The following is a 25,587-nucleotide window of genomic DNA, read 5'->3' as shown; positions in this document are numbered from 1 at the left end:
CCCCGGACGGAGCGCGCATGGGTCTGAGGACGTGAGAACATGCGGCAGCTCGCGCCTAGTTCGTAGAGGGGACAGGGCAAGGAATGGTTCAGGAAACAATTGGAATATGGTAGAGTAAGCATAAGACTAGACTTCCAGGGATACTGCAAACGGGATAGCATACAACCGCAATTTTACGGTTGTAAACATAGCGGAGGAGATGACGAATGACGTACACGTTGACGCATGCGCGCACGTTCTTGCTGACGCATGCGCGATTGTTGGAACGCCGATTGTTCGAGGTTCGATTCGAGGGTGGCCAGCCGGCTTCCGTCGGTCATGTCGTACGGGCTTATCAGAATGCCGACGGCGGATTGGGCCATGCGCTGGAGCCCGATATTCGCTGTTCGGAGAGCCAGCCGCTCTTCACCTCCTTCGGCCTTGGGGCGATGGAGGAAGCAGGCTGCCGAGACGCGGCGTTGGCCTTGTCGGTCTGCGACTATCTGCAGTCCATTGCCGACGAGAGCGGACTTGTGCCCTTATTCTTCGCGTCGGCCTTGCAAGCGCCGACAGCAGCGAATCATTGGCAGCACGTGACGCCAATTCCCGGTCTTAATCCGACCGCGGACCTGTGCGGATTGCTTCATAATCAGGGCATCGAGCATGAATGGCTGACCCGCGCGACGGAAACCTGCTTCCGCATGATCATGGAGGAGCCGCCGCAGGAAGCCCACGCGCTGTTATGCGCGGCGAAGCTGGCGGCTTACATCCCCGATCAGGAGCGTGCGGCCAATCTGATGGATGCGATTTCGCTTGCGCTTCCGCGGGCCCGATTTTTCAAGGCGGACGCCTTGAGCGATTCGTATGGCCTAACGCCGCTCCACTTCGCGCGTCAACCGGACTCCCTCTGCCGCCGCTTGTTCGCGCAAAGCCAAATCGACCAGCACCTCGAGGTGCTGGCGAACCAGCAATTGCCGGACGGGGGATGGCCGATCGATTGGGAAGCGCCCGGACCTGCTTCCGAATTGGAATGGCGCGGCGTAACGACGCTCGAGGCGATCTCCCGATTGTCCGCGTACGGCGTCATTTAGGCGGGCCTAGCGCGCGAGCCGATTAGACGTGCGAGGCAAGACGAGAAGCTGCTGGCGCGCGCCGGCAGCTTCTCGTCGAATCGTTACTTCTCCGGGATGATGGTCATATCCTCCGTTATCGTAACTCGGCGATCGTCGCGATAACAAAAACGAGCGCTAGCAGAATGATGCCGCCCATCGACGCGATTTTGTAATATACAATCGATGCTTTAGGGACGTCGAGATCGGCTTTGCGGCGCCATTTTCTTTCGTTATACAGTACTTCCTCCGTATCGATAAATATCCAAAGGAGTACAGCGAACAACGGCCACGAGAGAATAAAGAAGACAAGGATTTGCGCTATGGCTACCCCTCCTTGGTTGAAGTATCTTACTATTACGAGGATTCATATTCCATCGTCGCAACGAAAACAACGGGAGAGGCCGGATTACGCCTCGTTTACATACGAAAGGAGCTTTAGGAATGGAAACCAAAAAAGGCGCGGAGATTCACATTCGCCGCTTGGGGCCTGAGGATGTGAACCGCGTTCACGCCTTCATGACGGACGTCGTCTCCCGGCTTCCTTCCCCCGACCTGTTCGCCATGGGCGACGAAGTCTATCTTCATGAGCACATGGAGGAGCTTGGCGAGATTTACGGCGCTTTTAATCAGGAGGCTCTCGTAGCAGTGACGGTGCTCGCCTACCCCGGCCACGACGAAGGCAATCTAGCACGCGAATTCGGCGTTTCGGATTCGGAGCTGTCTCGCGTGGCGGTGCTGGAGGCCGCTGTCGTCCATGAAACGGCGCGCGGGCTCGGCTTGCAGCGAAGATTCCATGACCTGCGCGAACGGCGGGCACGGGATCGGGAATGCCTTTATCTATACGCCACCGTTCATCCGGATAACCTCCCGAGCATTCGGAATTTGGAGGCGATCGGCCTTAGCCTGCGGTTTACGCGTCCGATGTACGGCGGCAAGATGAGACATTGTTATGCGAAACGGCTGTGAGGAAAAGGTGAATATGCGAGTTCGGCAAGAATGGAGGGGGGTCCGGACATTGAATTTCATTCAGTTAGAAGGTAATCGGGTATCGTTAATCCCGTTGGAGACGGAGCATGCGGAAGCTTTATATGCCTGCGCCGCCTCTCCTTTAATATGGGAGAATCTTCCTGTGAACATCCGTCAATTCGACGACATGCTCGCCTTCATCCGTACGGCGATCGCGGGGCGGGAACGCGGAGAGGAATTTCCGTATGCCGTTTACGACAAATCGTTGAACCGGATGGTGGGGATGACCCGGTATTTGAGAATTTCGGACAATCACAAAAATTTGAATATCGGCTGGACGTGGTACGACCCGGTAGTGTGGCGAACGGCGGTGAATACGGAGTGTAAATATATGCTGCTTCAATACGCCTTCGAGACGTGGGGAGCGTTGCGGGTGGAGCTCATTACGACGACTGCCCATACCCGTTCGCAAAACGCGATCGAGCGCCTTGGCGCCCAAAGAGAAGGCATCCTGCGGAAGAAGTACAACGGGCGGGACTATGTCGTTTACAGCATCATTGACGAGGACTGGGCGGATGTGAAGGCGAGACTGGCGGCGCGTTTGAGAGGCGAATCCAGCTAGGCTTGCGAAGCTCGTGTTCCACCCAGCGGCGCGGGAATTGGAATACATGCGTCGACGAACTTGAGCGCTAAACATGCCGATCCCGATCCGAAACCCCAAGACGACCGATCCTATCGATCGGCCGTCTTTGGTATTGAATAGCTGACAATCAAGCGTCGAGCCGGGTTTGAAGCGAAGGACGTGGAGGCGTCCCGGAAGCCAGCGCTTCCTTCGAGAACCCCTTCGCCAGCAGCCATACGGCCAGAATCATTTCATACGCGGCCACCGGCGCGGCCAGGATGCCGCCCAACGTCGAGATTTGTTCGATGACGCCGAACATCACGAGCAGGGCGCAAACAAACACCGACGCGGCGCCCGTCATGCCCAGCGTGGAGATAAACCGGGGGACGAGCTTCGTCCGATAGAAAATGTAGCTGTACATGATCGTGTTGATGCCGAGCAGGAAGAGGGGCCCGAGCATGAACGTCCAATCGTGGATGGCGATGAGCAGCGTGCCCGAAGGCTCAAATGCGGCGGTATCCGAGGTGCCCGAGTCAACGTATGCCCGGCTTAACGTTAACAGCGACAGCACGCTGACGACGCCTACCGTGATGACGATCGCCTCCAGGAAGCGGAAGCAGACATGCCAGAGCGCGATCGTCTCGTTATAGCGGCGCAAGATCGGAAACATCGTCGTGGCCGTCCCGATCGCGGAGACGACGAGGAGCAGCTCCATCACCGCGCCGAGGATGATCTGATTGCCGTTCGCGGCGCCCGTGCGGAGATAATCGGCGTTTTTTAAAATCGGATCATACAACAGCAAGCCGGCTACGGCCGTAACGGCCGCCACGATAAACAGGATGCCTGTAATTCTGGCGGAGGTTTGATTAGCGCGCATTCACGTATCCCCTTCTCTTCCTCAAATTGTACTACGCCTTCGTGTCTTCCCCGTAAAAGAATACCTCTTCGAGCGGCAGGCCGAAGGCCATCGCGATGCGAAAGGCCAGCTCCAGCGACGGGGAATAATTGCCCTTCTCCAGCGCCACGATCGTCTGTCTCGTGACGCCTACCTTGTCAGCCAATTGCTGCTGGGTCATTTCGTTCTGGTTGAACCGTAATTTGCGGATGTGGTTGCCGACAAGATGTTTGCCCATGCTAGACTCCTTTCCGATAGTGGTACAGCCGCGTTACGGCGCCGGTTACCTCGGAGACGAACCCCGCGCCGATCAGGATGATGAACATGACCGCGATCGGCTGTTCGGCGACGAGCGAGCCCATGGCCAGCAGAAAGCCGAGGATGAACGCGAAGAACGAATTGCGGAACGCCTTCAGGTCGATCAGCTTATCCAGTTCATCCGCGAAGCTTGGCTCCTTCTCCCGGGTCGTGACGCGATAGACGATGTTGAACATGATGCTGATGACGATGTTCGCGATGACGGAGAACAACGCCAGCATGAGCACGAACGTGCCCCAGTAGCGCAGCGTGTCCGCCGACGCCATTCCCTCGTCCGGATAGCGCGGAGCCATGTACAAGCAGTACGAGGCGAAGATGAGTATGGCGCTGATCAGCGATACGATGCTTTTCTTTTCCTGGTAGGTCACAAGCTGCGCCTCCTGTCATTAAGTTTTTACATGAAGTATGTTCCTATATACAAAATGTAATCTAAACTATACATTAAGTCAAGTGAATATTACATCGGGCTTGTTCGATACGCGATATGCCTTGGCCGGCGCGGGAAGCTGAAACCTTTCGCGCTCCGTATTCGTCGATACTACCAAGAAGACCGCGGGCATCAGCATGCACCGGGCGAAAGGGGAGACGATGGTATGAAAGAATCGAAATTATCGGTTGCCGCGATCGCAGCCAAGGCGATCTTGATGACGGCGATCATTCTTGCGGCGAACGGGTGCGCGAATAGCACGCAAGACGGGGGCAACGGGGGCTCGAACCAGGCGCAGGGCGAAGGAACGGCGAAACCGGACGGCAGCGGTCAAAATGGAGTAGACGGATCGACGAATGCAGGCGAGGGTGACGGGAATGAGCCGACAACCTCTGAACAACCGGGCGGCGAAAGTACGGAGCCGGAGCCGGAAGTCGACCAGCCGGACGGAGGTTCCGCTCCCACCGGGGAAGGCAAACCGGACACGGACGACGGCACATCGGGGAAAGCGTACGTGGCGGAGAACGAGGCTTTCCGCATCTTAAGTCCCGAGATCGACGCTCAGGTAGGACGCACGTTCACGGTAAAAGGTCAGGCGCGCGTATTCGAGGCCGCCTTCAGCTACACGTTCGAGGATGGGCACGAGGTATTGGCCGAAGGGCATGTGCAGGCGAGTCAAGGGGCGCCGGAATGGGGCGATTTTGAATTCGAGGTGCAGGTGAAGGAGCCGATCAGTCCGACGAGCCCGACGGGGACGCTGACGATCTATGAGGTAAGCGCTAAGGACGGCAGCCCGGTTCACCAGCTGACGATCACGGTCCAATTCGATCCGGCGCTGCTGCCGGCAGAGGAGTAGGGGCACGGCGATAGTCAGCTTGGCGGTGCTGGCGGCCGGCTTCGGATTAGGCTATGATGGGGATATATCTCGCAACTATCCAACAAGGAGACTACGAATGATGTCTTCAACCAGCGGCACGTTACGCACCTGCGACAATGGTCATCAATATTACAAAAGCAGCGATTGTCCGACTTGCCCAACCTGCGAGCAGGCACGCAAGCCGAACGCCGGATTTCTAGCCCGGCTGTCGGCGCCCGCGAGGAGGGCCCTGGAGCATCAAGGCATCGCGACGCTGCAGCAGCTGTCGGCCTATAGCGAGAAAGAGATTTTGAGCTTGCACGGCATGGGGCCTAAATCGATGCCGACCTTGCGAGCGGCGTTGGCGGAGAGCGGGCTGGCTTTCAAATCCCATTGATCAATGAACGCAAGTCTAGGGCTGACCGGCTCGTATCCGGTCAGCCTTTTTGGCCTATTTATCAAATATCTCCCGGTCCCGTGCAGCGGATTTCGCGCTCGGGCCGTCTAATAGGGTGGAGGTGGTGATCACGTGAAGCCGGCCGGCCAACGACACAAACATGAATTCGCGAAAGACCCCGCACAAGCGCTGGAACAGCTGATGGATACGTTCGGTGCGATCGTCCTGCGGACCGCGTTTTTCTATACAGGCGATTCGCATCTCGCCGAGGATATCAGCCAGGAGGTCTTCCTGCGGGCGTACCGCAACTGGACCGTATTCCGCGGCGACAGCGCCGTCAAGACGTGGCTGACGACGGTTACGGTCAACGTCTGCCGGGACAAAATGGGGGCCCGCATGTTCACGGAGCAGCCCACGGAGCCTGCTAAGCTGGACTTGGGCCGCACGATCAGCGTGGAAGAAGAGGCGCTGGCGCGCTTAAAGAAGAGCGAAGTGCTGCAGCATGTGCTTCGCCTGCCGTTACCGTATCAAGAAGCATTGTACTTGTATTATTACGCGGACCTCAGCACGCGGGAGATCGCGGAGGCGACGAAGACGCCAGAGGGGACCGTGCGCAACAGACTGCACCGGGCGCGCGAGATGCTCGCACGGGAGATGGGCAAGGAGGGAGATTTTCATGACGGATCGGGAGCATGATCTGCGTCGACAATTTCGAGAGGAGTCGGATGATATGTTATTTTCGGGGATGGACATGAGCGAGCAATTGAAGCGGAGCATTCGTCAAGAGGCGGCTGGAGAGAAAGCGCCGCGCAAGCGGTCGTTCGCGAAATCGTGGAAGGTAGGGGCGGCAGGGCTCGTGGCTGCGGCGATGATCGCCGTGGCGATCCCGCTGCTGGATCAGCCGAGCGTGCCGGCGCCCGGGAACCAAGTCGCGGAGAACGTGCCGCCGACGCCGAATAATGGCGGCACCGCCGGTTCGGAGGTGTCCCAATTGACGACGACGAAGCTTGGTTCGATCGAGGACGCGAGGGCCGCTTTCGGCGAAGGCTTGCGGCTGCCGACGGTCGTGCCGCAAGGGTATGCGCTGACGGAGATGACCGCGGTGGGCATGCCGGGTCAACCGGCTAGGGATATCCTCTTCACGTATGCGTCCGGCGAAAAGACGGTGACGTTCTCCGCTAGCCGCATGGCGCCAGCCTATCCGGCGGAGCTTTTCGCGAAGACGAAGGTGGGCGACGCGGAAGGGGCGATCTTCGAGCAGCCCGGCATGACCGAGCTGTTCTGGACGGTGGACGACATCCACTACGGCGTGACCGGCCCGATCACGGGCGAGGAAGCGATGAAGGTCGCGGAATCGACGGGGGTTCGGTGAAAATAGAGTATTAGACGGGTTTGAAATACAGACGGCGGTAGCCTTGGACTTGGAAAATAAAGTCCAAAGCTACCGCCGTTTTATTGAACTATAGTCTCCCGATAACTTAAACCAACTATGCATAGTAACCGCCTTTTGCAGGGTACCCGCGGAGCAAGCGTTTTCACGCATTCTATATTTTGACAGGTTGAAAACCGGATAAATATACCACACCATATAGTTGGGCGTATGTCAAATTGACAATATGTCCGAATACGATGCGGGTAAGCCGTGGGCCCACCGGATCGAAAAAAAGGAGGATTTATATTGATGTCCATACGATTTGGCAGAATGCTCGCGTTCCTCTGTTGCTTGGTAATGGTGGCGTCGCTAATGCCTGCCGGCTTTGCCGCCGCCACTGACGCAGAGGCACGTGATGGCGACCTCGGTTCTACCACGCTTGCAAGCTTGCAGGCGAATGAAACGCCGACCGCCATGTTCGGAACTCCCGAACTCGGGTCAGACGACCCGCTGTGGGCCCTGACAATGGAGCATCTCATCAACAAAAGCACGGTGCCCGGCGACCCCAGACCCCATGCCACGGGCACAGCCAGAATCCTTTGGGACCACGACTACCTGTATGCCCGCGTAGTTGTGAAGGACAGCAATCTATATCGGGGAGCCGGCGGAGATTACCAGTACGACAGCCTGGAGTTTTACGTCGGCAACGGATCCGGAGGCGCAAACCAATGGCGCGTCAGCGCAACGGGCGTGTTTTCAGGGCAGTCAGCTCCGGGCAGAGCTGCGTGGACCCAGATCACGGATACAGGATATATCGTGGAGATGAGAATCCCCAAAAGAACCTTGACCTTACAGGAAGGCAAACTTACCTTTGAGGTCTATATCAACAACTCGACGGAAAAGGGCGGCGACCGCTATGAAGTCGTTTCCGCTTTCGGAACTCCGGACGCGGGTTATTCCAGCGATGCTTCATTTACAGACAGCCTGCAGCTCGCTTCAGCCAATGAAGCGGACACCAGATTCTCAATCACCGCCACGGCGGGACCGGGCGGTACAATAACGCCGGCCCCACCCGGCGATGTTCTGAGACTAGCTAAGGGCTCAAGCAAACCATTTACGTTTACCCCCAATCACGGCAAAATTGTGGATACCGTAACGGTAGACGGCGAGGCCGTGACTCTAACTGCCGGCACGTATACCTTTTTAAATGTTGAGGCTGACCATACCATTCACGTGACATTCAAAAACGATCCGGACGCGAAGCTGCTTCCCTTTATCGTATGGAATGACAACTTCGCCCGTGGCGAGTACACAACGGCTGTCATCATTGACTTAGGCGATGGGAAGGCGGCGTTAGGCTCCGCGCTTAAACCGGGCTTGTTTACCGTCTCGGCTAGGAACACGACCCTCAGCGGCGACTCGGTGACCTTTGAAGGGACGCGCAAGATCACAAGGGTATACGCCAACAACGAACCAAAGGTACGCGGCTATCTGGGGACGGTAAGCCATTCACCGGATTATCGGGAAGGACTGGCAAGCGGCCGTTACATCGTAGTTGAGTTTGAGTTTTATTCAGAGAGCGGCGGCAATATAACGCTGGATGGCAGCAGTAACTCGACAAAGCAAGTTTACAACATCGTCCAGAACGACGAGATCCTGCTAACCGATGGGAGTTCGCTTCGCAACGTGGTTTTTGAACAGGACAACGTTGTGAATCCGATCCTTGACAAGTTTACGACACCCACGGGCGATTCGGTCAATCGCGCGCTCTACCTTCACAAGGATGGCAACGGTAATGTGTTGCAACGATTGCCGCTATATGTCTATACCCACGGCATGTCACGCGGCGGCACAAACGCTGCAGCAGACCCCAAAGCGGCCATGAAATCCGCCAACGGCTCGGTCGCTCTCATGAAAAAAATGAAAGAAAATCCCGAAAAATACGCCAGCCATATCCTGAATATTTCCTATAATGGCGTATCTACTCCCGCTACAGCCAATGTGAAGAAGGTGATAGACGACCTGGTTGCCAGCGGCGCAGTCGACCCTAACCGTATTTACGCGGCGGGCTTCTCATGGGGCGGCCAGTATACGAACACCTTAGTTAATGCCTACCCCGGCTTCTTCGCGGCCGCCGCACCTATGGCTCCGGTAAGCGGATCACCGAACGCGAGCACCAACGACGCTCACGCCAAACTGGCCTATTGGATGTTTATCAATGCTCATAACGTTGGCGTATACCAGACTAACCTCGCTACCTTCATCAACACCAATATGCCGAAAATGACCAACGCGAGGGCTTCGCGCTTTGAGAGCAATGAGGCGCTTGCGTGGCCCTACAATCAATATGATCAGCCGAGTCAGAGGCCGAATCCGGCCAACACGCCTGTCCTGGCTGATTATATAGCGCACGAGGTTGAAGCTGCGGTTCTTTACAACCAGATCACGATGGGGACTTGGAGCATAGCTCCCACGGCGCAGTCCTCTACCTTGCCGGCTTGGAACAATGACTACACAGACGTCTTTGATTGGATGTTCGCGCAGAGAAAAACGGACGGGCCCGGTGCACCGGTCGGCTTCAAGGCGACGACGGGCGACGGACAGGTCGCCTTGAGCTGGACGGCTCCGGCTGACGACGGCGGCAGCGCGATATCGGGTTACAAGGTCTGGTACGGCAGCGTGACCCCAGTCACACTGGGCGCGGCGGAGACCAAATATACCTTCACGGGCCTGACGAACGACCAAGCCTACACCTTCAAGATCGTTGCGGTAAATGCGAAGGGCGACGGCGCGGAGAGCAGTGCAACGGCTACGCCGATGAAGACATCGACTCCCATTGTGACCTATCCTTCTGGTGGCAACAGCGGCAATACGAGCACAAACGCTGTATTGTCGAAGTCGAACTACACCGTGAATACACCTAAGGATAAGCCCGCGATCACAGACAACAACGGCAACATCACCCTACCCGGCGGAGGCGAGATCGCGACCAAGGGCGGGACGAAGATTAAGGTACCCGAAGGCACAACGATAGACGCGAACGATAAGGTGACCATTCCGGCGGACAAGAGCGCCGAAGTGGCACTACCCGGCAGCAACCGCACAGTGACCATTCCGGGTGGCTCGACGATAGCGGCCGACGGTACGGTCACCGTGGGCGGCGGAGACGCGCATGTGAACCTGCTAAGCGGCAACAAGGTGGATATCCGCGGCGGCTCGAAGATACGGAGCGGCGGCACGGTTGTGATAGGACCGGGCGGCGCGAGTGTCGCCTTAGACAACGGCATGTCGCTGAACATCCATGAGGGTACGGAGCTTGAGTTCGATGACGACACCTCGCTGGGCTTCCTCGTGAGGTCGGGAAATCCTTACAAGGATGTCAACTTGGACGGCTGGTCCTACAGCTACGTAAACTTTGCCTACACATACGGTCTTTTCAACGGCACGTCGTCCACGACGTTCTCGCCGGGCACCTCAATGACGCGCGCGATGTTCGTGCAGGGACTGGCCAATCTTGAGCACGTAAGCCGCACCGGCTACACGAGTTCCCGCTTCAGCGACGTGACGAACGGGCAGTGGTACACGGCGGCAGTCGAGTGGGCGGCCGAGAGCGGCATCGTCAACGGTATAAACGCAGACCGGTTTGACCCCAATTCACCGATGTCGCGCGAGCAGCTGCTGGTGATCCTGTACAACTACATGAAGCACAAGGGCTATGAGATACCTGAAAGCCAATCGAAGTCCTTCGCGGACGAGAGCGAGATCAGCTCCTGGGCGTTGGAGGCCGTTCAGGCGCTGCGGGGCATCGGCATTGTATTCGGCAAGCCGGACAACCTCTTTGACCCCAAAGTCACCGCCACCCGCGCCGAAGTAGCCGTTATCTTTGTAAGGTTCGTCGAATATCTAGCGAAGTAAAAGACTGCTTGAAAATAGAAACAGCGGTAGCCTTGGACTCAGATATGAAGTCCAAAACTGCCGCTGTTTATTGAACGTTCTCCTGCTAATTTCCTCACTTCATCCTCACGAAAAGAAGCGTCGCAATAATAATCGCTAAGTTTTCTTAGATATTGATAACTTAAATACATCTTGTTTTGGTTCTCGAATAAAGCCTGATGTAATTGATCACCAATCGGAAAGTAGTCAATTCTACTATCATCCTTATCAAACATATAACCATCTAAAGCCATGATCTCCCACCCACCCCTCGCCCCCTAACGCAACCGGTCGTTCTGGACCTGAAGACATGTCATCATTGAGCTATCGTCTTCAGATAGCTCAATGACTTAGCGATTCAATATGATTCAGTGTACCTTACCCTAAATAAGGTCAAGTTTTTTGCGGAACTCCTTGCAGGGTATGGGCAAAGTGCCGCTTTTGCTAATTCTATTGTTTTTCGCTGTTAGCCCCGTTACTGAGAGCCGTACCACCATGATAAAGTTCATGTTTGAGTTCGTTAGAACCGTATCATAAAAATCGCTCTAGTCGAGAACAGCCTATTCAGATGGTGATCGGCCTTTCGGTGTATAATAAATTTGACTTAGTGTAAAGCTTAGCATACAATATGTTTAGTGTATTTTACCTTACTAAAGGCGGCGTCTCACATGACTTATCAAGAAAAGAAGAGCATCGTATCGCTAATCAGCACCATACTCATTTTTACATTGTATTGCCTGTACAAATACCCAGAGTACCCCAAAGAAGTGCTGGATTCAAAAGTAACCTTCCATTACTGGGGATCCTTCGTTCTTGTATTGACCTTGGTTTCCATTGCAGCACATATCATGATCAGCATTATTTTTAACTTCGTCTTCCGAATGACGACGGGTGAAAAGGAACCTACATTCGCGGATGAACTGGATAAGCGTATCGACTTGTTAGCCTATCGAAATTCATTTGCTATGTTTGTCATTGGCTTCCTACTGGCTATGGGCTCATTAGTTATAGACCAGCCCTTGAAGGTAATGTTTATCGTCCTAATCGTCTCCGGATTTCTTTCAGACGTAACCGGTTCAATATCGAGACTGTATCACTACAGGAGAGGAGTCTAAGATGGGTAAAGTTCTTGTTGGCAATCACATCAGAAAATTACGATTCAATCATAATGAAATGACCCAGCAGCAGCTGGCCGACAAGGTGGGTGTAACCCGACAAACGATCGTTGCTCTTGAAAAAGGAAACTACTCCCCGTCACTGGAGTTAGCCTTTCGCATTGCTCACGCCTTTAACTTGCCGTTGGAAGAGGTTTTCTTTTACGGAGAAAACTCAGAGTAGAGATGAGGGAAATGGATTTTTCAAATCAAGGAGGGTAAAGGATGAGAGCAATTGTATATGCCAAATACGGATCGCCCGATGTTCTTCATCTGAAGGAGCTAGAGAAACCTACACCTAAGGATAATGAAATACTGGTCAGAATCTATGCGACAACGGTAACAGCGGGGGACTGGCGCATGCGAAAGGCCGACCCATTCCTTGCAAGACTGTACAATGGTCTCTTAAGGCCTAAAAAAGTAACGATATTGGGGTTTGAGTTAGCTGGAGAAGTTGAAGCCGCAGGCAAAGATGTAACACGATTTAAGATTGGTGATCAAGTATTTGCGTCTTGTGGTTTTGGGTTCGGTGCATATGCCGAGTACAAATGTTTGCCTGAAGATGGACTGGTGGTCATTAAACCGGTCAATGTGAGCTATGAGGAGGCTGCCGCTGTTCCCATCGGGGGAATAACCGCGTTGAACTTTCTAAGGCAGGGGAATATCGCGAGCGGAATGAAGGTCCTTATTTATGGCGCCTCTGGAAGTGTGGGTACTTATGCGGTGCAGCTTGCCAAGTATTACGGGGCGGATGTAACAGGAGTATGCAGTACTGCCAATCTTGAGATGGTAAGATCTATAGGAGCCGATCGAGTCATAGATTATACGAAACAGGATTTCATGGCGCTTGAAGAAAGCTATGATTTATTCTTTGATGCCGTCGGGAAACCGATATCGAAAATCAAACAATCGACATTCAAAAAAGCACTGCGTACGAACGGAAAATATGTGAGTGTGCATATGTCACAAAAGCCTCGCGTTGAAGACCTTATCTTCCTCCAAGAGCTGCTTGAAGCAGGTAAACTTAATCCAGTCATCGATAGACGCTATTCGTTGGAACAAATTCCCGATGCCCATCGTTATGTCGAGCAAAAACATAAGAAGGGGAATGTCGTCGTAACTGTAAGAGAAACTTGCCACTGATCATCCAAACCTGCAGGGGGGAATCGGCGATGGACGGCGACAGCAAGGATGCGTATCCTAGCAACCGTTCCCAGAGCGGCTTATACCCGGCTTTATGCGTCGCGTCGATCGGACCGTCTCCGTGGATGAAGAGTACGAGTCCAAGTTTGCCGTCCTTCTTCTCCGGGAGGGTCAGCACTCCTGTGAGACGGCCTTGTGGTGTATTGATCGTCACTGCTCTCTCTTCTATGGCGAGGCCTTTCTGATACAAAATGAGGCTAACTGTTCCACCGACGAGCAATGCAATGCCTAGCAGCACAATAATTGAGATCGAATAATGCCAAGGCCTCGTCATATTCATAAATTCCCCCTTGTGCTCTGACTTACTTCCACGGATTTCCGTTTGGTTTAGTTACCCTGTGTGCGTCCCCTTATAATACTAGAATTGGAACTATCCTCCCTTTAGTTCAACGACGAACGGCGGCCGATCGTGTGGCCGGCCGCCGTTCTGTCGTTGAACTATCGTTCCCAGTTAGTTCAACATATATTGAGACGCGCAGTAATTAATACACAAATAGATTCTTTAGCAATAGCTCAGTCTTCGATTCGCCTTTTACAGAACCATTCTTAAAATATAGGATATATAAATTCTCAATAATAAGCTCAATTGGTACTCCATCAAAGTTTTCTTTTTTTGCTTTCTTTAGAATTGTATCCTTGTCAGATTCAAGTACATCTAAACTTTGGTAGTGATAAAAATGAATTGATTCGAATGTTCTAGGTAGCAAAATCATCTGATTATCTAATGCGTATTTACTTTTAAATGCAATTTTCTTACTTGGAACTATGAATGGGATGTTCCCTTTTTCCTCAAGTACATCCAAAGCTTCAGCAATGTTCACTTATCTGCTCCTTAAATAATAGACATTAAATTAAACTCCGTTTATCCACTACCTTAAACTTCCTCATGATGAATTTGATTTCCTTCTAACGGTAACAACTTCGGTATCCTGCTCGTTCAACAAAGAAAGCCGATCATGCGACCGGCTGCCATCATGAGTTTATTCAGCTATCGTTCCCAGATAGTTCAACCGATATTGGTGCGTTGTTTTTAATACATCCTGCCAGTTTGGTGGAAAATCAGACTTTTGCGGGTCTTTCAGGTGCTTCCAACCTAACAACTTAACATTATCGGGGTTATGGAGAGATATATCGAATGTAAGTATGTCCTTGCCAACGGGAATATGAGGACCAACTGTTGGAACAACTTCAAGAGTTATTGAAAAATGAAATCCTCGAAATCCATTTACTCGATGTATATCCTTAACTTCAACGAAATACGGATAAATCTCTGGTGAGTAATTTAATAAATTTGCGTAGATTTCGTCAATTTTCTTCTCTATATGCGGTAAAAGGAATAACATTAGCATGTCTTGAAACATTAGTTCTTTTGAGTCTTTTTTAGGTTTGTCGGAATTAGTTGTTACAGCTTTTTCTGATGCCTCAACCATATTATCGTTTATGAATCCATTAGTCCCACATAGGAGCAACAGCATTAAGATCAATTTTTCCATTACGTTTCCCCCTGCCATCTTTTTCGGGGTATTTTTCCTCATTTTCCATTTCGTTATTCTGCCCGTTAGTTCAGCAAAGACAGCCGATCTTGCGACCGGCTGCCATCATGGGTTTATTCAGCTATCGTTCTCCGTTAGCGCAATCGACTCTTTAGACTCAGACCATTTACTGGTCGTCACAAGCAATTGTTCACGGATTATGTCCCATTTTAGTAATAATTCATCTTTGCTAAGGTGATATCTTTGTTCTGGATCTTGGTTTCATATAGCTTAAAGACTTTTGCTTGAAAATCAAACCTATATAAGTCGTGAACAGTAAATACAGCATTGGGGTGCGAAAATGCAAAGACCCAACGCACAGTGTCAATTTGGCAACCGATGTTTTCGTAATGAACAATGTATTCTGAGATGGGATCCGTCTGGAAAACCATGTTTTTCAATTGTTCCTGGGAGAATTGCGAACCCGACATGTCTAGCTCGCCAGATAAACGAGTCACTTTATCATAAAATCCAATTCGGTTCGTTCCTAAAAATTTGCTAGAAAATCGTTGAACTTCGTGAACAGGTTTGAACTTCTCTGGATCACTGAAAACACGAATCCACCGATTCTCGATCATACTAAAGACAGAGAGTCCCATTGCACCAGAGCTTCCGACCGAATATTCATATAAGAAAACTTCAGGGAGGTTATCATTATCTACATCTCCGACCATTATCCTACTGTTCCAAAAGATCTCCCGCAAAACAATTTCACCATCAATTTTCAATACAAGACTTTGAGTGAATTTTGTGTCGGGAGCAAATAATTCTGCAATATGAACCATTTTGTGATCATTATTTGAGGGCATTTCTTTAATATAGGACGAGGAGAATTGAATTTTCTGAATAGAGCTTCCGGCTGTCTTCATTTGCGGATGTCCATAACCAGTTTGTATCCCATAAGTAAAGAACAAGACATATATACATATCAAAACTTTTTTCAAGCAGGCCTACTCCTTTCAACAGCTCAAGACCTAATTTGGCTATCTTACCCATTGAAGCATTTTGCTATCCTGCCCGATAGTTCAATGCCTACGGCCAGTCTACAACTTTATTTTTCGGTCTCGTTCTTTATTTTTTAGTCGAGAATTTTATTTTCAAAGGCAAGCTAGGGGTTGAAAAAAGCAGCTGCCGGCGGTATCGGCAGCTGCTATTGCGCGTGGGCGAGGGGATGTCCGGCGCTCTAACGCTGGCAGCTCGCCTAAGACACGCGTTCGTTCTTATTCCGTCGCCGTCGCCGCGTTCTCGTCATGATCGGCTGGTGGATTGTGGCGGATACGCGACATGCGGAAAGGCAGCCGGATGAGCAGAAACTCCGCGAGCATGAAGAGCACCTGCAGCAGCAGGAGCAGCATCACCCAGCTTTCTTCGATATTGATCAGAAAAGGATAAAAGAATAGCTGAGCGGCAAACACGGTCATATAGTAATTCCGTCGGCTCACAATCGCATCCTTGAGCTGCGGCGGAGCGATCGGCGCGGCGATGCGATACAGGAGTTGAAAAATCCGATAAGCCAACAAGCTGTGCACGATTACTGCCGCTTGGACATAGACGTGCATGACTAGCGGCGCGGTCGAGAACTGGTAGATGGTCATGCTCGTATTGAAGCCGAGCCTCGCCACGGATAAGAGAGCGAGGACGACCGCGAGCCAGATAGCGGCTTTACAACCGTCATACTTGGCTCCGAGTTGCCTAAGAGCGGATATGATCATCACATACCCGATCAGATCAGGCAGTACGTCGAAGGGGCCGATATGAATATCCAGAAGCGGGAATACAAATCCCCAGCCGAGCCGCCTTAATGCGCTGCGCAACGCAGGATTCATGGAAGCTCGCCTCCCGCGCGTACCAGCCGCTTTATTTGCTTCTCGCTCAGGTGCTGATTGAAATCGACGGGTAGGCGATCATGGATCGTGCTGCCGTCCGCCGTCTTGTAGGTCATCAGGATGCGCGTTCGATACACCTCGTAGGCGGCAGGGGAATCGTCCGGCACGATCCATCGGTAGTTAAACGTCAGCAGATCTCCGGCGGACAGGCGTAACGGGAGCTGCGGTCCCGGGTCCCCCCGGCCTTGCATCGTGAGCTCGAACGTCGCGCCAAGCCTGTCGTTGAGGCTGTAATCGACCTGCTCCAGCGTAATTGGCTGCGTGACCTTGACGCTGTATTGGCCGCCCCCGTCCGTAGATCCCGAAGCCGAGGACGTTTCCAAGACGCCTTCTCGCTGATCCCACACGACATGGATTTCGCCGATCGGTACCTTCTCGGGCGGACCTTTGCTATAAAATACCGTGGCTTCCTTGACGATAATCGGCGCTTTCTCCACCTGCGCGCCTGCCTCGCTTCTCCATTCGCCATAAGCCGTGCCGAGCGCGTGATGGGTATACCTCTTCCGGTGCCGATCGATCCGGAACAGGAGGTCGGGCAGTTCCTCGATCTGAAGTGCAATGACCTTCTTGCCCCTTGATTTGTTCTCCACATAGGTCAACTCGACCCAGTCGCTCTCGTTCGGATACAGGACCATGTAATGCTTCAGGAATATCGGTTTCTCCAGCTGCATGGCCTCGTAATACCAGAGATTGCCGACCCAGCTTGCCGCGATGAGCAGCGTCAATGCCGGCCACAGCCATTTGCGATTGTTTTTCGGCTTCGGGTTCGGCAGCATGGAAACTTTCCTTGCGGTAAAATCCATTCCCAACGCGTTCACCTCGGATAGGGAAATATCGTCATCACCGGCTTGTTGCCATTACGCAAACGCACGGTTCGACCTTTCCCTATGATACCACATTCTGGAAGCGGGCTGTCGGCGAAAAGACGACCGGTCTTTGACCAGCCGCCTTTGTCAAATCCAATGCCAACCATACCTCGTCTACGAGCCCTTCAAACTCCTTCCCGCCTTCACATGCTTCAACTGGGCTACGATAATGACGCTGATGATGACCAGCAGGAACCACGAGCTGATCTTGCTAAAGCTCACGATCCGCCACGTCTCCTGCTGGTCCGGATACTTCCAGGCGTTGAAGAATGTCGCGATATTCTCGGCCAGCCAGATGAAAAATCCGACGAGGACGAAGGCGAGCGTCAAGGGCATGCGATACGTAACGCCCCGCACCCGGTAGATGATCCAGGTCCGCCAGAAGACGACCAGCACGAGCGCCGTCAGCCACCAGCGGAAATCCGGGATGAAGTGATGGGTGAAGAAGTTCAGGTAGATGGCGCCGCCCAGCAATCCCGCCGCGGGAAGCCCCGGCCAGCCGGTCATCGCCATCTTCAGCCTGCGCCAAGCCTGGCACATGAAGCTTGCGACGCTCGCGTACATGAATCCGCTATAGAGCGGCACGCCGAACGCCTTCGTATAGGCGGGCTCGGGGTAGGCCCAGGACCCCATATGGACCTTGTAGAGCTCCAGCAGCAAGCCGATCACGTGAAACACGCAAATGACTTTCAGTTCATCGCGCGTCTCGAGCCCGCTGCGAACCATGGCATATTGGACGGCAAGCAGGACGAGCAGGATGGCGTCATACCGGTAGATAAAGGGCACGTCGATCACATTGGATAGCGCCAGCGTGCCGAAAATCGCAACCGGGAATATGCAGCTCATCGCCTGGTGATAGCCGAAATTTAGCAGCTGCGCCAAGGGATTCATGCGGGTCACCTCGTCATGCTCGTATTGAAGCTTGAATCGTTCCGAACACCTCGCTTCGTGTTGAATTTATCATAGAATTTATCGTTTTTCAATATATTATAATTGAATAAGAATAATAAATTGTTGTTTATTTCTGGTTTCATGCCGCGGAGGAGGTCCTGCTTCTGCCACCATCACGATGCCATGCTGACGATGACTTTGCCAATGGCGCGTCCTTCCCCGAAATATCGAAGCGCCTCGGCAGCATCTCGCAGCGCGAACTGCCGATCGATGACCGGCGTGACGCGGCCGTCTTCCATGAGCGACGCCCAGACCGACTGATCGGGGTGGTTGGGCTTATGGACGAGCACCTTGACGTTCCTCTTCTCCAGCCGCGACGTAAGCGGACCTGCCAATGCGGCATGGAGGATGCGCGGCATGGGTCCGCCGACCATGACGTAGGTGCCGCCTGGTCGCAGCGCGCGCTTAATCGCCCGGATCGGACGGTTGCCGACCACGTCGAGGATTAAGTCGTATTGCCGGCCGTTGGCCGTAAAATTCTCTTTCTCGCAGTCGATCACATGATCCGCTCCCAGGGCGCGCAGCGACTCCAATTTCCCGGCTTTGTCCACACCGGTCACTTCCGCCCCATGCAGCTTGGCATACTGGATACCGAGCGTGCCTACGCCGCCGCCCGCGCCGTTGAACAGCACGCGTCCGCCCGGCTTCAGCCCGCCTGCGTCGCGCAAGCCCTGCAAGGCGAGGACGCCCGCCTGCGGAACGGCAGCCGCCTGCTCGAAGCCGATTCCAGCCGGCTTGGGCGTCAGGGCCGCTTCGCTGGCGCATACAAATTCGGCGAAGCCGCCCCATCCGCAGCCGGACAGGTCGCCGAACACCTCGTCGCCCGGCCGGAAACGCGTAACCGAAGCGCCGACGGCCACCACTCGTCCCGCAATGTCCGCGCCTAACGTACGGTACCGAGGGGTGCGCCAGCCTTCAAGCCGGGTGATAAAAGGCTGGCCGCGCAGCAAATCCCAGTCCCAGGAATTAATCGACGCGGCACGTATGGCAACCAGCACTTCCTGAGCTTTAGGCGTCGGGATGGGCACCTTCTCGATGCGGAGCACATCGGGGGTCCCGTAACGATCGTATACGAGCGCGCTCATGGTACCATCTGCCGGCATCGCTTGGTGACCTTTCGTGGACAGTTCGATTTTCATAAACAACCTCTCTTCGCTTCAGAGTCATTCCTTTGCCAGCCCGCGCCGCCAGGTTCCCTTTAATACGGGTATGTTGCTGCGAATCAAACATGCATGGCTATCATGCTATACGTACGATATCGCTGCTGGCATTCAATCGATACGCGCGATGGGCACAAGGGTGGAAAATAGCCCCACGTCTCGGACGATTGTACCGTATAATAGATGTTAAAAAGACGCACGGCTGTCGAAACCGAAGGAACTCCTTCGTTCCGGCGTAAAGGAGAACGATGACGATGAGCGACAAAAGCGGCGGGCTCGCCCCCGCCAAGCGGGAGGTTCGACATCATGGCGCCGAGACGATGCGGACCAACCGGACTAACGCCGGACAGACGGCGCAAGGGGGCGCGGCGTCGATCTTGACGCTGCAGCGCATGGCAGGCAACAGCGCGGTACGGCAGATGCTTGCGCTGCAGCGCCGGGCGGACGAGCCGCGGCATGCGGCGGCGGCCGCGCTTCCGGTGATTCAGCGATATGGCGGTCTACAGTCGCTGGGCGCGGTGGCGCTCGATCTGGCGGGCGGGGATGTCGCGAAGGCCGAGCACATCGGCCACTTTCTGCGAGCGACCAGCTTTAATTATGAATTCGCCTGGTGGGTTGCCGCTCAGGATGAATTGGACGCGGCTGGACTATTCAAGCTGTGCGCTTACTTGGTCAAGGATCGCCCGAATTACGATTGCGCCGATCCGGCTCTGCTAGAGAAGGCACGCGACGTCTATTTGCAGCAAGGCCGCGACGTAGTCAAGGCGGGCGAGGTCTTGGACGAGCTGGCGCTGTACGGATTCCGGGAGGATACGAAGCAGCAGGTCGAGGAAGGGGCCGAGAAGCGGAAGGACGCCGCGGTGGCCGTCAAGGAGCAAGGCATCGACGAGAAGGCCAATCTGGACGTGGCGGCGAAGATCGCGAAGTTCAAAGAGGGGCGCGAGAAGAAAATCTTCGACATAAAGGGCGATAAAGTGACGCTGACCTCCAAAGCCTCCAAAGGGGATCAGACGGCCAAAAAGAATCTGGATACCAATATTAAGTCCGTTCGCGAGAAAACCGTTACCGATAAAGAACAGGCGCGGACCGAAGCCGAGACCGACCAACAAAACGAGATCGAGGCGGCGAAGCGATTCCTAGCGGACGAACAGCAAAGCAAGGAGGCGCACGAGGCGCTGCAAATGGCCAGCGGCCAACCGGACATGGCCCGCCAGTTGATCCGGTTGTACAAGCATAAGCCGACCGGGAGCGATGCGCCGGCGCTCGCGCAGGCCGTGCTGGAGCATGCGGGCGATCACGCGGCTGCGGCCGAGCATATCGACTGGCTGACCGACATGACGGCCGGGAACGTCCTGACGCTTGCGAAGACGATCCGGCTGTACGACTACTTGCGTTCGCTTCCCGACGTTCCGGGGCCATTCATTCAGGCCGTCGCGGGACATGCGACGGCGCACGACGGTCCGAAGCTTGAGGCGGTGCTGGAGCTGTATCGGACCGCGCCGGATAAGCTCACCCATCTGGCTGAGGTCGTGAAGCAGACGTCTGCCGATCCCGCGGTGCTGCACATCATGGGGCCGTTCATCGCCTCCAAGCTGGCGGACAGCGCGAAGGTATGGGCGATCGCGCAGACCGGTCAGCTCGACGCGGCGCGCGTGGCCGGCATGGTCGGCATTCTGAGCCAGAACGGGCCGCAAGCGGCCGCCGGCGAATCGCTGCTGCGCATTCCTTCGCTCAAGCTGGAGGATGTCATCGACTTTGCTGTTGGCAAAGTGAACACGGATACGCTGTGGGCAATGCAGCACATGAAGACCGGCGACCTGAAGGACGCGGAAGCGATCATGGGGCTGATGGGGACGGTCAAGGAACGGGACATTCTGGAGAAGCTGCTCCAGCTTCAGGCGGACCGCGCGCAATTGGAGAAAGATCTGCAGCCGCTGCAAGGCGCGAAGGGGAGCAAGCTGCTGACGCTCTACCAGAAAGCGCCGGTGACCGATCCGGCGATGGTGGCCGATCTGTCGAAGCTCGATCCGTCGCTGCATGTTCAGCCGATGCTGGATGCGGGTGTGCCTTCTGCGTCGGTACAGGGCTACTTGAACGCAGGGTGGAAGCCTGCTCGGCTCGCGTCGATATGCGACGGGCTGACGCCGGTCGATACGGCGAGTCTGATGGCGTACGCCACGCCGCTGAAGGACACGATCGAGAAGCTCATGACCACTTTCAAGCAGGACGGCGGGGTAGCAAGCCGGATGAAGCAGAAGAATATTTTGGCGACGGAGACGAGCGCGCTGCTTGCGTTCGCGAATCGAAGCGGAATTGGCGGGGTACAGGCCGTCGGGAAAGGATGGACGAATCCGCTCGGGCTCGTAGAAATTTCTGACGAGCGTACAGGGCATTTTATGCACCGACATCGGTATCAGACATTCGATTTCAAGAAAATCAAGGATCAAAACTCCCTATGGCCGAGCAATAAAACGCCGGATAACGTGCTCAGTCACCTGCGCAATACGCTCGGAAAGATGAAAGAAAACGGTTTTAAAGCACCGTTCGCAGGTAGACTGACGGGGCTGGATGCGGGAGGTGGTTATACCGCCACGATTGGTCCGACGACAAACAATAAAAAAGTCATCGGGAGCTATTATCCTGACGGCGGTACAGGCGTTGTCAACTACTCGGACGTGGATATGCGGCGTTTCGCCGATACGCTGGGATATAACCACAATTAACCTGCCCTGGGCTTCGCCTCGCGGTAGCAGACGACAAAGCAGCACGTACCCGATCAGCCGGGAACGTGCTGCTTTTTGTCGCGCGTACCTGCTCAGCCCTTCACCGCGCCGGCGGTCATGCCGTCGATGAAGTATTTCTGGAACATGATGAACAGGATGAAGATCGGGATGATCGAGAAGAACGAGCCGACGACCAGCAGATCGTAGTTGTTGCCGTATGGCGTCAGCAGCGTCTTCAGTCCGATCGGCAGGGTGAATTTGCTCGGATTGCTCAGCACCATGAACGGCCACAGCAGGTTGTTCCAGCTGCCCATCGCATTCAGAATGCCCATCGCCGCGAAGGCCGGCTTCATGACGGGCAGGATGAGGCGGAGGTAGATGCCGTATTCGCTGGCGCCGTCGACCCGTCCCGCCGCGATCATCTCCCTCGGCACCCCGAGCAAGTATTGCCGGAAGAAGAAGATCGTCGACGCGTTCGCAAGGCCCGGCAATATGATCGCCGAGTAGGTGTTCATCAGGCCGAGATTGAAAATCAGCCGGTACAGCGGCAGGAGCAGAATTTCGAACGGCACCATCATGATCATGAGCACGCAGATGAACAAGAACGTCTTGCCCTTGAATTCGTAGGCCGAGAACCCGTACGCGACGGTGGCGCTGATGAACAGCGTAAGCGCGACCTGCACGATCGTCAGGAACATGGAATTGAAGAACCAGGTGAAATAGTCGTTATTGCCCGAGAACAAGAACGCGTAGTTGTCGAGACTCATGACGGAGAAATCCAGCTTCAGATTCAGCCCGTAACGGATCAGCTCCTTGCCCGGCTTGAACGACGCGAGCGCGATGGCGTAGAACGGCAGCAGCACCAGCAGGCTGAGCGGGACGAACAAGACGAGCAGGAGGATTTTGTTCAGACGAGCGCTTCGTTCCATGTTAATCCTCCTTCTTGAACAGGCCGGACAGCGCCAGCTGCGTCAGGTTGATGATCATCGTGACGAGCAGCAGCACGAGGCCGACCGTCGCCGCGAAGCCGAGGTTGTTCTTCTCGATCCCTTGCCGGTACAGATAGCCGATGATCGTCAGGCCAATGTTCTGCGGGGAATTGTTCCCGTTCCAGATCATCAGGCTTTCGACGAACATCGCCATGCCCGCGTAGATGCTGATCGTCAGGACGTAGACCGTCGTCGGCTTGAGCAGAGGAATCGTAATGAACCGGAATTTCTGGAACGTCGATGCCCCGTCGATCGAAGCCGCCTCGTAATAATCGTCCGGGATGTTCTTCAGACCGGCGAGGAAATACAGGATGTTCACGCCCATCCAGCGCCAGGCCGCCAGCGACAGCAGGGCGATGAAGCCGGTCGTGTGTCCCTTCAGGAATTTGATCGGTTCCACCCCGAAGAGCCCCAAAAGGCTATTGATGAGCGAGCCTTCCATCTCCCCGAACATAAGCCGGAAGATGGTGCCCGCGACGACGACGGAGGTGAGCGCCGGGAAGAAGAACACGGATTTGAACAGCTCGCGGCCCCACATGAACTTGGCGTTGATGAGGACGGCGAACAGCATCGGGAACGGAATGAGAATGACCAACGTCAGCACCGTATAGGTGACGCTGTTCATGACGGCCTTGAGGAACATCTTATCGTCGATCAGCTTGGCGTAGTTATCGAAGCCGACCCATTGCGCGGACTGCCCGAGCATGACCTTCTGGAAGCTCATCTCCACGGAGCTTGCGAGCGGATAGAGCCAGAAGACGAGGAAGATGAGCACGAACGGCAGGACAAACACGTAGGGCGCCACCTTTTGCGAATAGAGGAAGTTCTTGAGCATGACGCTGCCCTCCTTGCGGATTTGAAAATAAAGCTACCCTGAAGAGCCAGGGTAGCCGGGGATGATGCCGGGAAGCTACTTCAACTGCTGCTCGATCTCGCTTTGCGCTTCGTTCAGCGCTTCCGTGACGTCTTTGTCGTTCTCGAAGATCTCGTTGAACGTCGTCGTGTTGATAACGTTGTTGATCGTCGGGGAAGCCGGCGTCGATTTGATGAGATTGATGCCGTCCTTGATTTGGTTCAATACCTCGAACGGGTTGTTCTGGAAATACTGCACGAACTTGTTGTCCTTGTTATGCGTCACGTCTTGCATCGCCCATACTTCCGTGTTCACCGGGTCGAAGCCGAGCGTATTCCAAATGTTGATGTTCGCGTCGAGCGTCAGCTTCGCGAAGGCCAGGAAGTCCTTGGCCAGCTGCACGTCCTTCGCTTGCTTCGTGACGACCGTGCCGGTGCCGCCGCCGCCGTAGGAGGTCGGCATGCCTTTCTCTATGACCGGGATCGGCGCGATCGCGATCTTGCCGCTCAGATCCGGCATGTAGTTGACGAAGCGGGACATGAACCAGAACGGCATCATGGCGCTCGCGTATTTGCCCGTGTTGAATTCGCCGTACGCTTCCTCGGTATCTGGCTGGCCGCCGGCTACTGTGGCGAGGACGTTGCTCTTCTGCAGGTCTTTCAAAATGGAGAGGCCTTTGATCATCTCCGGGGAATTCACGATCGGCGTACCCGCGTCATCCGTGAAATCTTTGCCCTGCTGGGCGAGCATCATCGACGCTTGCCAGCCGGCGCTCGTATCGGCCGTGCCCATGTAATTGCCGGTCTTCTCGTAGACTTGAATGCCGGCCTTCTTGTAATCGTCCCACGTGACAATCGATTTGTAATCGACGCCGGCGGACTCCAGCACCTCCGTATTATAGAAGGCGACGGCCGCGCCGACGTGCGTCGGCAGCCCGTACACCGTGCCGTCCTTCGTGTAGAGATCCAGCCTGGACTTGACGATCTTAGCTTTGTGCGGCTCGACGACGTCGTTCAGCGATTCCAGCTGCGGCGTGCCGTTCAGGAAGTCGGGGAATTTGCCGACCTCGATGTCCGAGATGTCCGGCGCGCCTTGGCCGGTCTGCAGGGCGATGGACAGCTTGTTATGCATATCGTCGTAAGGCATGACGGAGACTTCCAGCTTGATCTGGCGATCCGCGTTCGCCTCGTTCCATTTCTTCAGCATCGATTGAAAATGCTGCCCATGCAGCTCCACGAACGTCCAATACTTGAGCGTCGTGGCCGTCTCGCCTGCGCCGTCGTTCATGACGGACGTGGTCGCCCCCGTGGAAGAAGAATTGTCTCCACAGCCGACCAAGCCGGCTGCCAGGCTCATCATCGTCAAACCCATCAACCATTTCTTCATGTGCGAA

General features: G+C 54.5%; 26 protein-coding genes. 12 read left to right on the top strand and 14 right to left on the bottom strand.

All coding sequences use genetic code 11. The features are described 5' to 3' along the window. Positions 1-206: 206 nt before the first annotated feature. The 3 genes from ACFSKT_RS23240 to ACFSKT_RS23230 all read left to right on the top strand — a co-directional run bounded on the left by ACFSKT_RS23240 (position 207) and on the right by ACFSKT_RS23230 (position 2,679). Entirely contained in the window at positions 207-1,070 is an 864-nt protein-coding gene (locus ACFSKT_RS23240) for a hypothetical protein (RefSeq protein ID WP_377717735.1), read from the top strand. A gap of 462 nt (positions 1,071-1,532) precedes the next feature. Then, positions 1,533-2,057: a GNAT family N-acetyltransferase gene (locus ACFSKT_RS23235; protein ID WP_377717734.1), complete on the top strand. Its 525-nt coding sequence runs from the start codon at positions 1,533-1,535 to the stop codon at positions 2,055-2,057. Continuing rightward, positions 2,041-2,679, top strand: a complete 639-nt coding sequence (locus ACFSKT_RS23230) for a GNAT family N-acetyltransferase (RefSeq protein ID WP_377717733.1) — start codon at positions 2,041-2,043, stop codon at positions 2,677-2,679. The genes ACFSKT_RS23235 and ACFSKT_RS23230 overlap by 17 nt, the downstream gene beginning before the upstream one ends. A gap of 148 nt (positions 2,680-2,827) precedes the next feature. Here the strand turns inward: ACFSKT_RS23230 and ACFSKT_RS23225 are convergent, their stop codons facing one another. The 3 genes from ACFSKT_RS23225 to ACFSKT_RS23215 are packed head-to-tail and all read right to left on the bottom strand — an operon-like array spanning position 2,828 to position 4,260. Beyond that, a complete protein-coding gene (locus ACFSKT_RS23225) occupies positions 2,828-3,556 on the bottom strand; it encodes a DUF4386 domain-containing protein (RefSeq protein WP_377717732.1) in 729 nt (242 codons plus the stop codon). Positions 3,557-3,587: 31 nt separating this feature from the next. Then, complete coding sequence (locus ACFSKT_RS23220) at positions 3,588-3,812, bottom strand: helix-turn-helix transcriptional regulator (RefSeq protein ID WP_377717731.1); 225 nt, start codon at positions 3,810-3,812, stop codon at positions 3,588-3,590. 1 nt (position 3,813) lies between these two features. After that, on the bottom strand, positions 3,814-4,260 hold the full coding sequence (locus ACFSKT_RS23215; protein ID WP_377717730.1) for a hypothetical protein: 447 nt from the start codon (positions 4,258-4,260) through the stop codon (positions 3,814-3,816). Between the two features lie 225 nt (positions 4,261-4,485). On the opposite strand from ACFSKT_RS23215, the gene ACFSKT_RS23210 reads away from it, so the two are divergent. The 5 genes from ACFSKT_RS23210 (at position 4,486) to ACFSKT_RS23190 (ending at position 10,859) form a co-directional block, all read left to right on the top strand. Further along, positions 4,486-5,175 (top strand): Gmad2 immunoglobulin-like domain-containing protein, encoded by a 690-nt coding sequence (locus ACFSKT_RS23210; RefSeq protein WP_377717729.1) that lies wholly within the window; start codon positions 4,486-4,488, stop codon positions 5,173-5,175. Between the two features lie 100 nt (positions 5,176-5,275). Further along, positions 5,276-5,572, top strand: coding sequence for an RNA polymerase alpha subunit C-terminal domain-containing protein (locus ACFSKT_RS23205; protein ID WP_377717886.1), 297 nt, complete (start codon positions 5,276-5,278; stop codon positions 5,570-5,572). 132 nt (positions 5,573-5,704) lie between these two features. Beyond that, positions 5,705-6,268, top strand: a complete 564-nt coding sequence (locus tag ACFSKT_RS23200; protein ID WP_377717728.1) for a sigma-70 family RNA polymerase sigma factor — start codon at positions 5,705-5,707, stop codon at positions 6,266-6,268. After that, positions 6,249-6,944 (top strand): hypothetical protein, encoded by a 696-nt coding sequence (locus ACFSKT_RS23195; protein WP_377717727.1) that lies wholly within the window; start codon positions 6,249-6,251, stop codon positions 6,942-6,944. The genes ACFSKT_RS23200 and ACFSKT_RS23195 overlap by 20 nt, the downstream gene beginning before the upstream one ends. A gap of 309 nt (positions 6,945-7,253) precedes the next feature. Further along, a complete protein-coding gene (locus ACFSKT_RS23190; protein WP_377717726.1) occupies positions 7,254-10,859 on the top strand; it encodes an S-layer homology domain-containing protein in 3,606 nt (1,201 codons plus the stop codon). A gap of 38 nt (positions 10,860-10,897) precedes the next feature. Here the strand turns inward: ACFSKT_RS23190 and ACFSKT_RS23185 are convergent, their stop codons facing one another. Next, complete coding sequence (locus ACFSKT_RS23185) at positions 10,898-11,131, bottom strand: hypothetical protein (protein ID WP_377717725.1); 234 nt, start codon at positions 11,129-11,131, stop codon at positions 10,898-10,900. Positions 11,132-11,545: 414 nt separating this feature from the next. Between ACFSKT_RS23185 and ACFSKT_RS23180 the strand changes: the two genes are divergently transcribed. Genes ACFSKT_RS23180 through ACFSKT_RS23170 form a run of 3 tightly spaced genes read left to right on the top strand, consistent with a single transcriptional unit; the run spans position 11,546 to position 13,174 of the window. Then, the gene (locus tag ACFSKT_RS23180; protein ID WP_377717724.1) at positions 11,546-11,992 is read left to right on the top strand and encodes a hypothetical protein; all 447 of its coding nucleotides are present in this window, start codon (positions 11,546-11,548) and stop codon (positions 11,990-11,992) included. A gap of 1 nt (position 11,993) precedes the next feature. Continuing rightward, positions 11,994-12,215, top strand: a complete 222-nt coding sequence (locus ACFSKT_RS23175; RefSeq protein WP_377717723.1) for a helix-turn-helix transcriptional regulator — start codon at positions 11,994-11,996, stop codon at positions 12,213-12,215. Between the two features lie 41 nt (positions 12,216-12,256). Further along, positions 12,257-13,174, top strand: a complete 918-nt coding sequence (locus tag ACFSKT_RS23170; protein ID WP_377717722.1) for an NAD(P)-dependent alcohol dehydrogenase — start codon at positions 12,257-12,259, stop codon at positions 13,172-13,174. Between the two features lie 542 nt (positions 13,175-13,716). Here the strand turns inward: ACFSKT_RS23170 and ACFSKT_RS23165 are convergent. From ACFSKT_RS23165 to ACFSKT_RS23135, 7 genes are all read right to left on the bottom strand, one after another. Then, positions 13,717-14,055 carry a hypothetical protein gene (locus tag ACFSKT_RS23165; protein ID WP_377717721.1) on the bottom strand — a complete coding sequence of 113 codons (339 nt, stop codon included), beginning with the start codon at positions 14,053-14,055 and terminating at the stop codon, positions 13,717-13,719. Between the two features lie 159 nt (positions 14,056-14,214). Then, positions 14,215-14,727 (bottom strand): DUF3888 domain-containing protein, encoded by a 513-nt coding sequence (locus ACFSKT_RS23160; RefSeq protein ID WP_377717720.1) that lies wholly within the window; start codon positions 14,725-14,727, stop codon positions 14,215-14,217. 209 nt (positions 14,728-14,936) lie between these two features. Next, a complete protein-coding gene (locus ACFSKT_RS23155) occupies positions 14,937-15,710 on the bottom strand; it encodes a hypothetical protein (RefSeq protein ID WP_377717719.1) in 774 nt (257 codons plus the stop codon). A 276-nt stretch (positions 15,711-15,986) separates the two neighbouring features. Further along, positions 15,987-16,592: a hypothetical protein gene (locus tag ACFSKT_RS23150; RefSeq protein ID WP_377717718.1), complete on the bottom strand. Its 606-nt coding sequence runs from the start codon at positions 16,590-16,592 to the stop codon at positions 15,987-15,989. After that, complete coding sequence (locus ACFSKT_RS23145) at positions 16,589-17,428, bottom strand: hypothetical protein (protein ID WP_377717717.1); 840 nt, start codon at positions 17,426-17,428, stop codon at positions 16,589-16,591. Before ACFSKT_RS23145 ends, ACFSKT_RS23150 begins: the two co-directional genes overlap by 4 nt. A 204-nt stretch (positions 17,429-17,632) precedes the next feature. Further along, a complete protein-coding gene (locus tag ACFSKT_RS23140; protein WP_377717716.1) occupies positions 17,633-18,409 on the bottom strand; it encodes a DUF817 domain-containing protein in 777 nt (258 codons plus the stop codon). Between the two features lie 173 nt (positions 18,410-18,582). Further along, on the bottom strand, positions 18,583-19,608 hold the full coding sequence (locus ACFSKT_RS23135) for an NAD(P)-dependent alcohol dehydrogenase (RefSeq protein ID WP_377717715.1): 1,026 nt from the start codon (positions 19,606-19,608) through the stop codon (positions 18,583-18,585). A gap of 275 nt (positions 19,609-19,883) precedes the next feature. Here ACFSKT_RS23135 and ACFSKT_RS23130 point away from each other — a divergent pair, with 275 nt between their 5' ends. Next, on the top strand, positions 19,884-22,352 hold the full coding sequence (locus ACFSKT_RS23130) for a hypothetical protein (protein ID WP_377717714.1): 2,469 nt from the start codon (positions 19,884-19,886) through the stop codon (positions 22,350-22,352). A gap of 92 nt (positions 22,353-22,444) precedes the next feature. Here ACFSKT_RS23130 and ACFSKT_RS23125 read toward each other — a convergent pair whose 3' ends face one another. The 3 genes from ACFSKT_RS23125 to ACFSKT_RS23115 all read right to left on the bottom strand — a co-directional run bounded on the left by ACFSKT_RS23125 (position 22,445) and on the right by ACFSKT_RS23115 (position 25,580). Continuing rightward, a complete protein-coding gene (locus ACFSKT_RS23125) occupies positions 22,445-23,281 on the bottom strand; it encodes a carbohydrate ABC transporter permease (protein ID WP_377717713.1) in 837 nt (278 codons plus the stop codon). A 1-nt stretch (position 23,282) separates the two neighbouring features. Then, entirely contained in the window at positions 23,283-24,176 is an 894-nt protein-coding gene (locus tag ACFSKT_RS23120; protein WP_377717712.1) for a carbohydrate ABC transporter permease, read from the bottom strand. Between the two features lie 75 nt (positions 24,177-24,251). After that, positions 24,252-25,580: an ABC transporter substrate-binding protein gene (locus ACFSKT_RS23115; protein ID WP_377717711.1), complete on the bottom strand. Its 1,329-nt coding sequence runs from the start codon at positions 25,578-25,580 to the stop codon at positions 24,252-24,254. Between the last annotated feature and the right edge of the window lie 7 nt (positions 25,581-25,587).

This window comes from Paenibacillus xanthanilyticus (genome assembly GCF_042682185.1).
GTDB classification, from domain to species: Bacteria; Bacillota; Bacilli; order Paenibacillales; family Paenibacillaceae; genus Paenibacillus_Z; species Paenibacillus_Z xanthanilyticus.
Note: the sequence above shows the minus strand (reverse complement) of the source record. Positions and strands in the feature narration are given on the sequence as shown.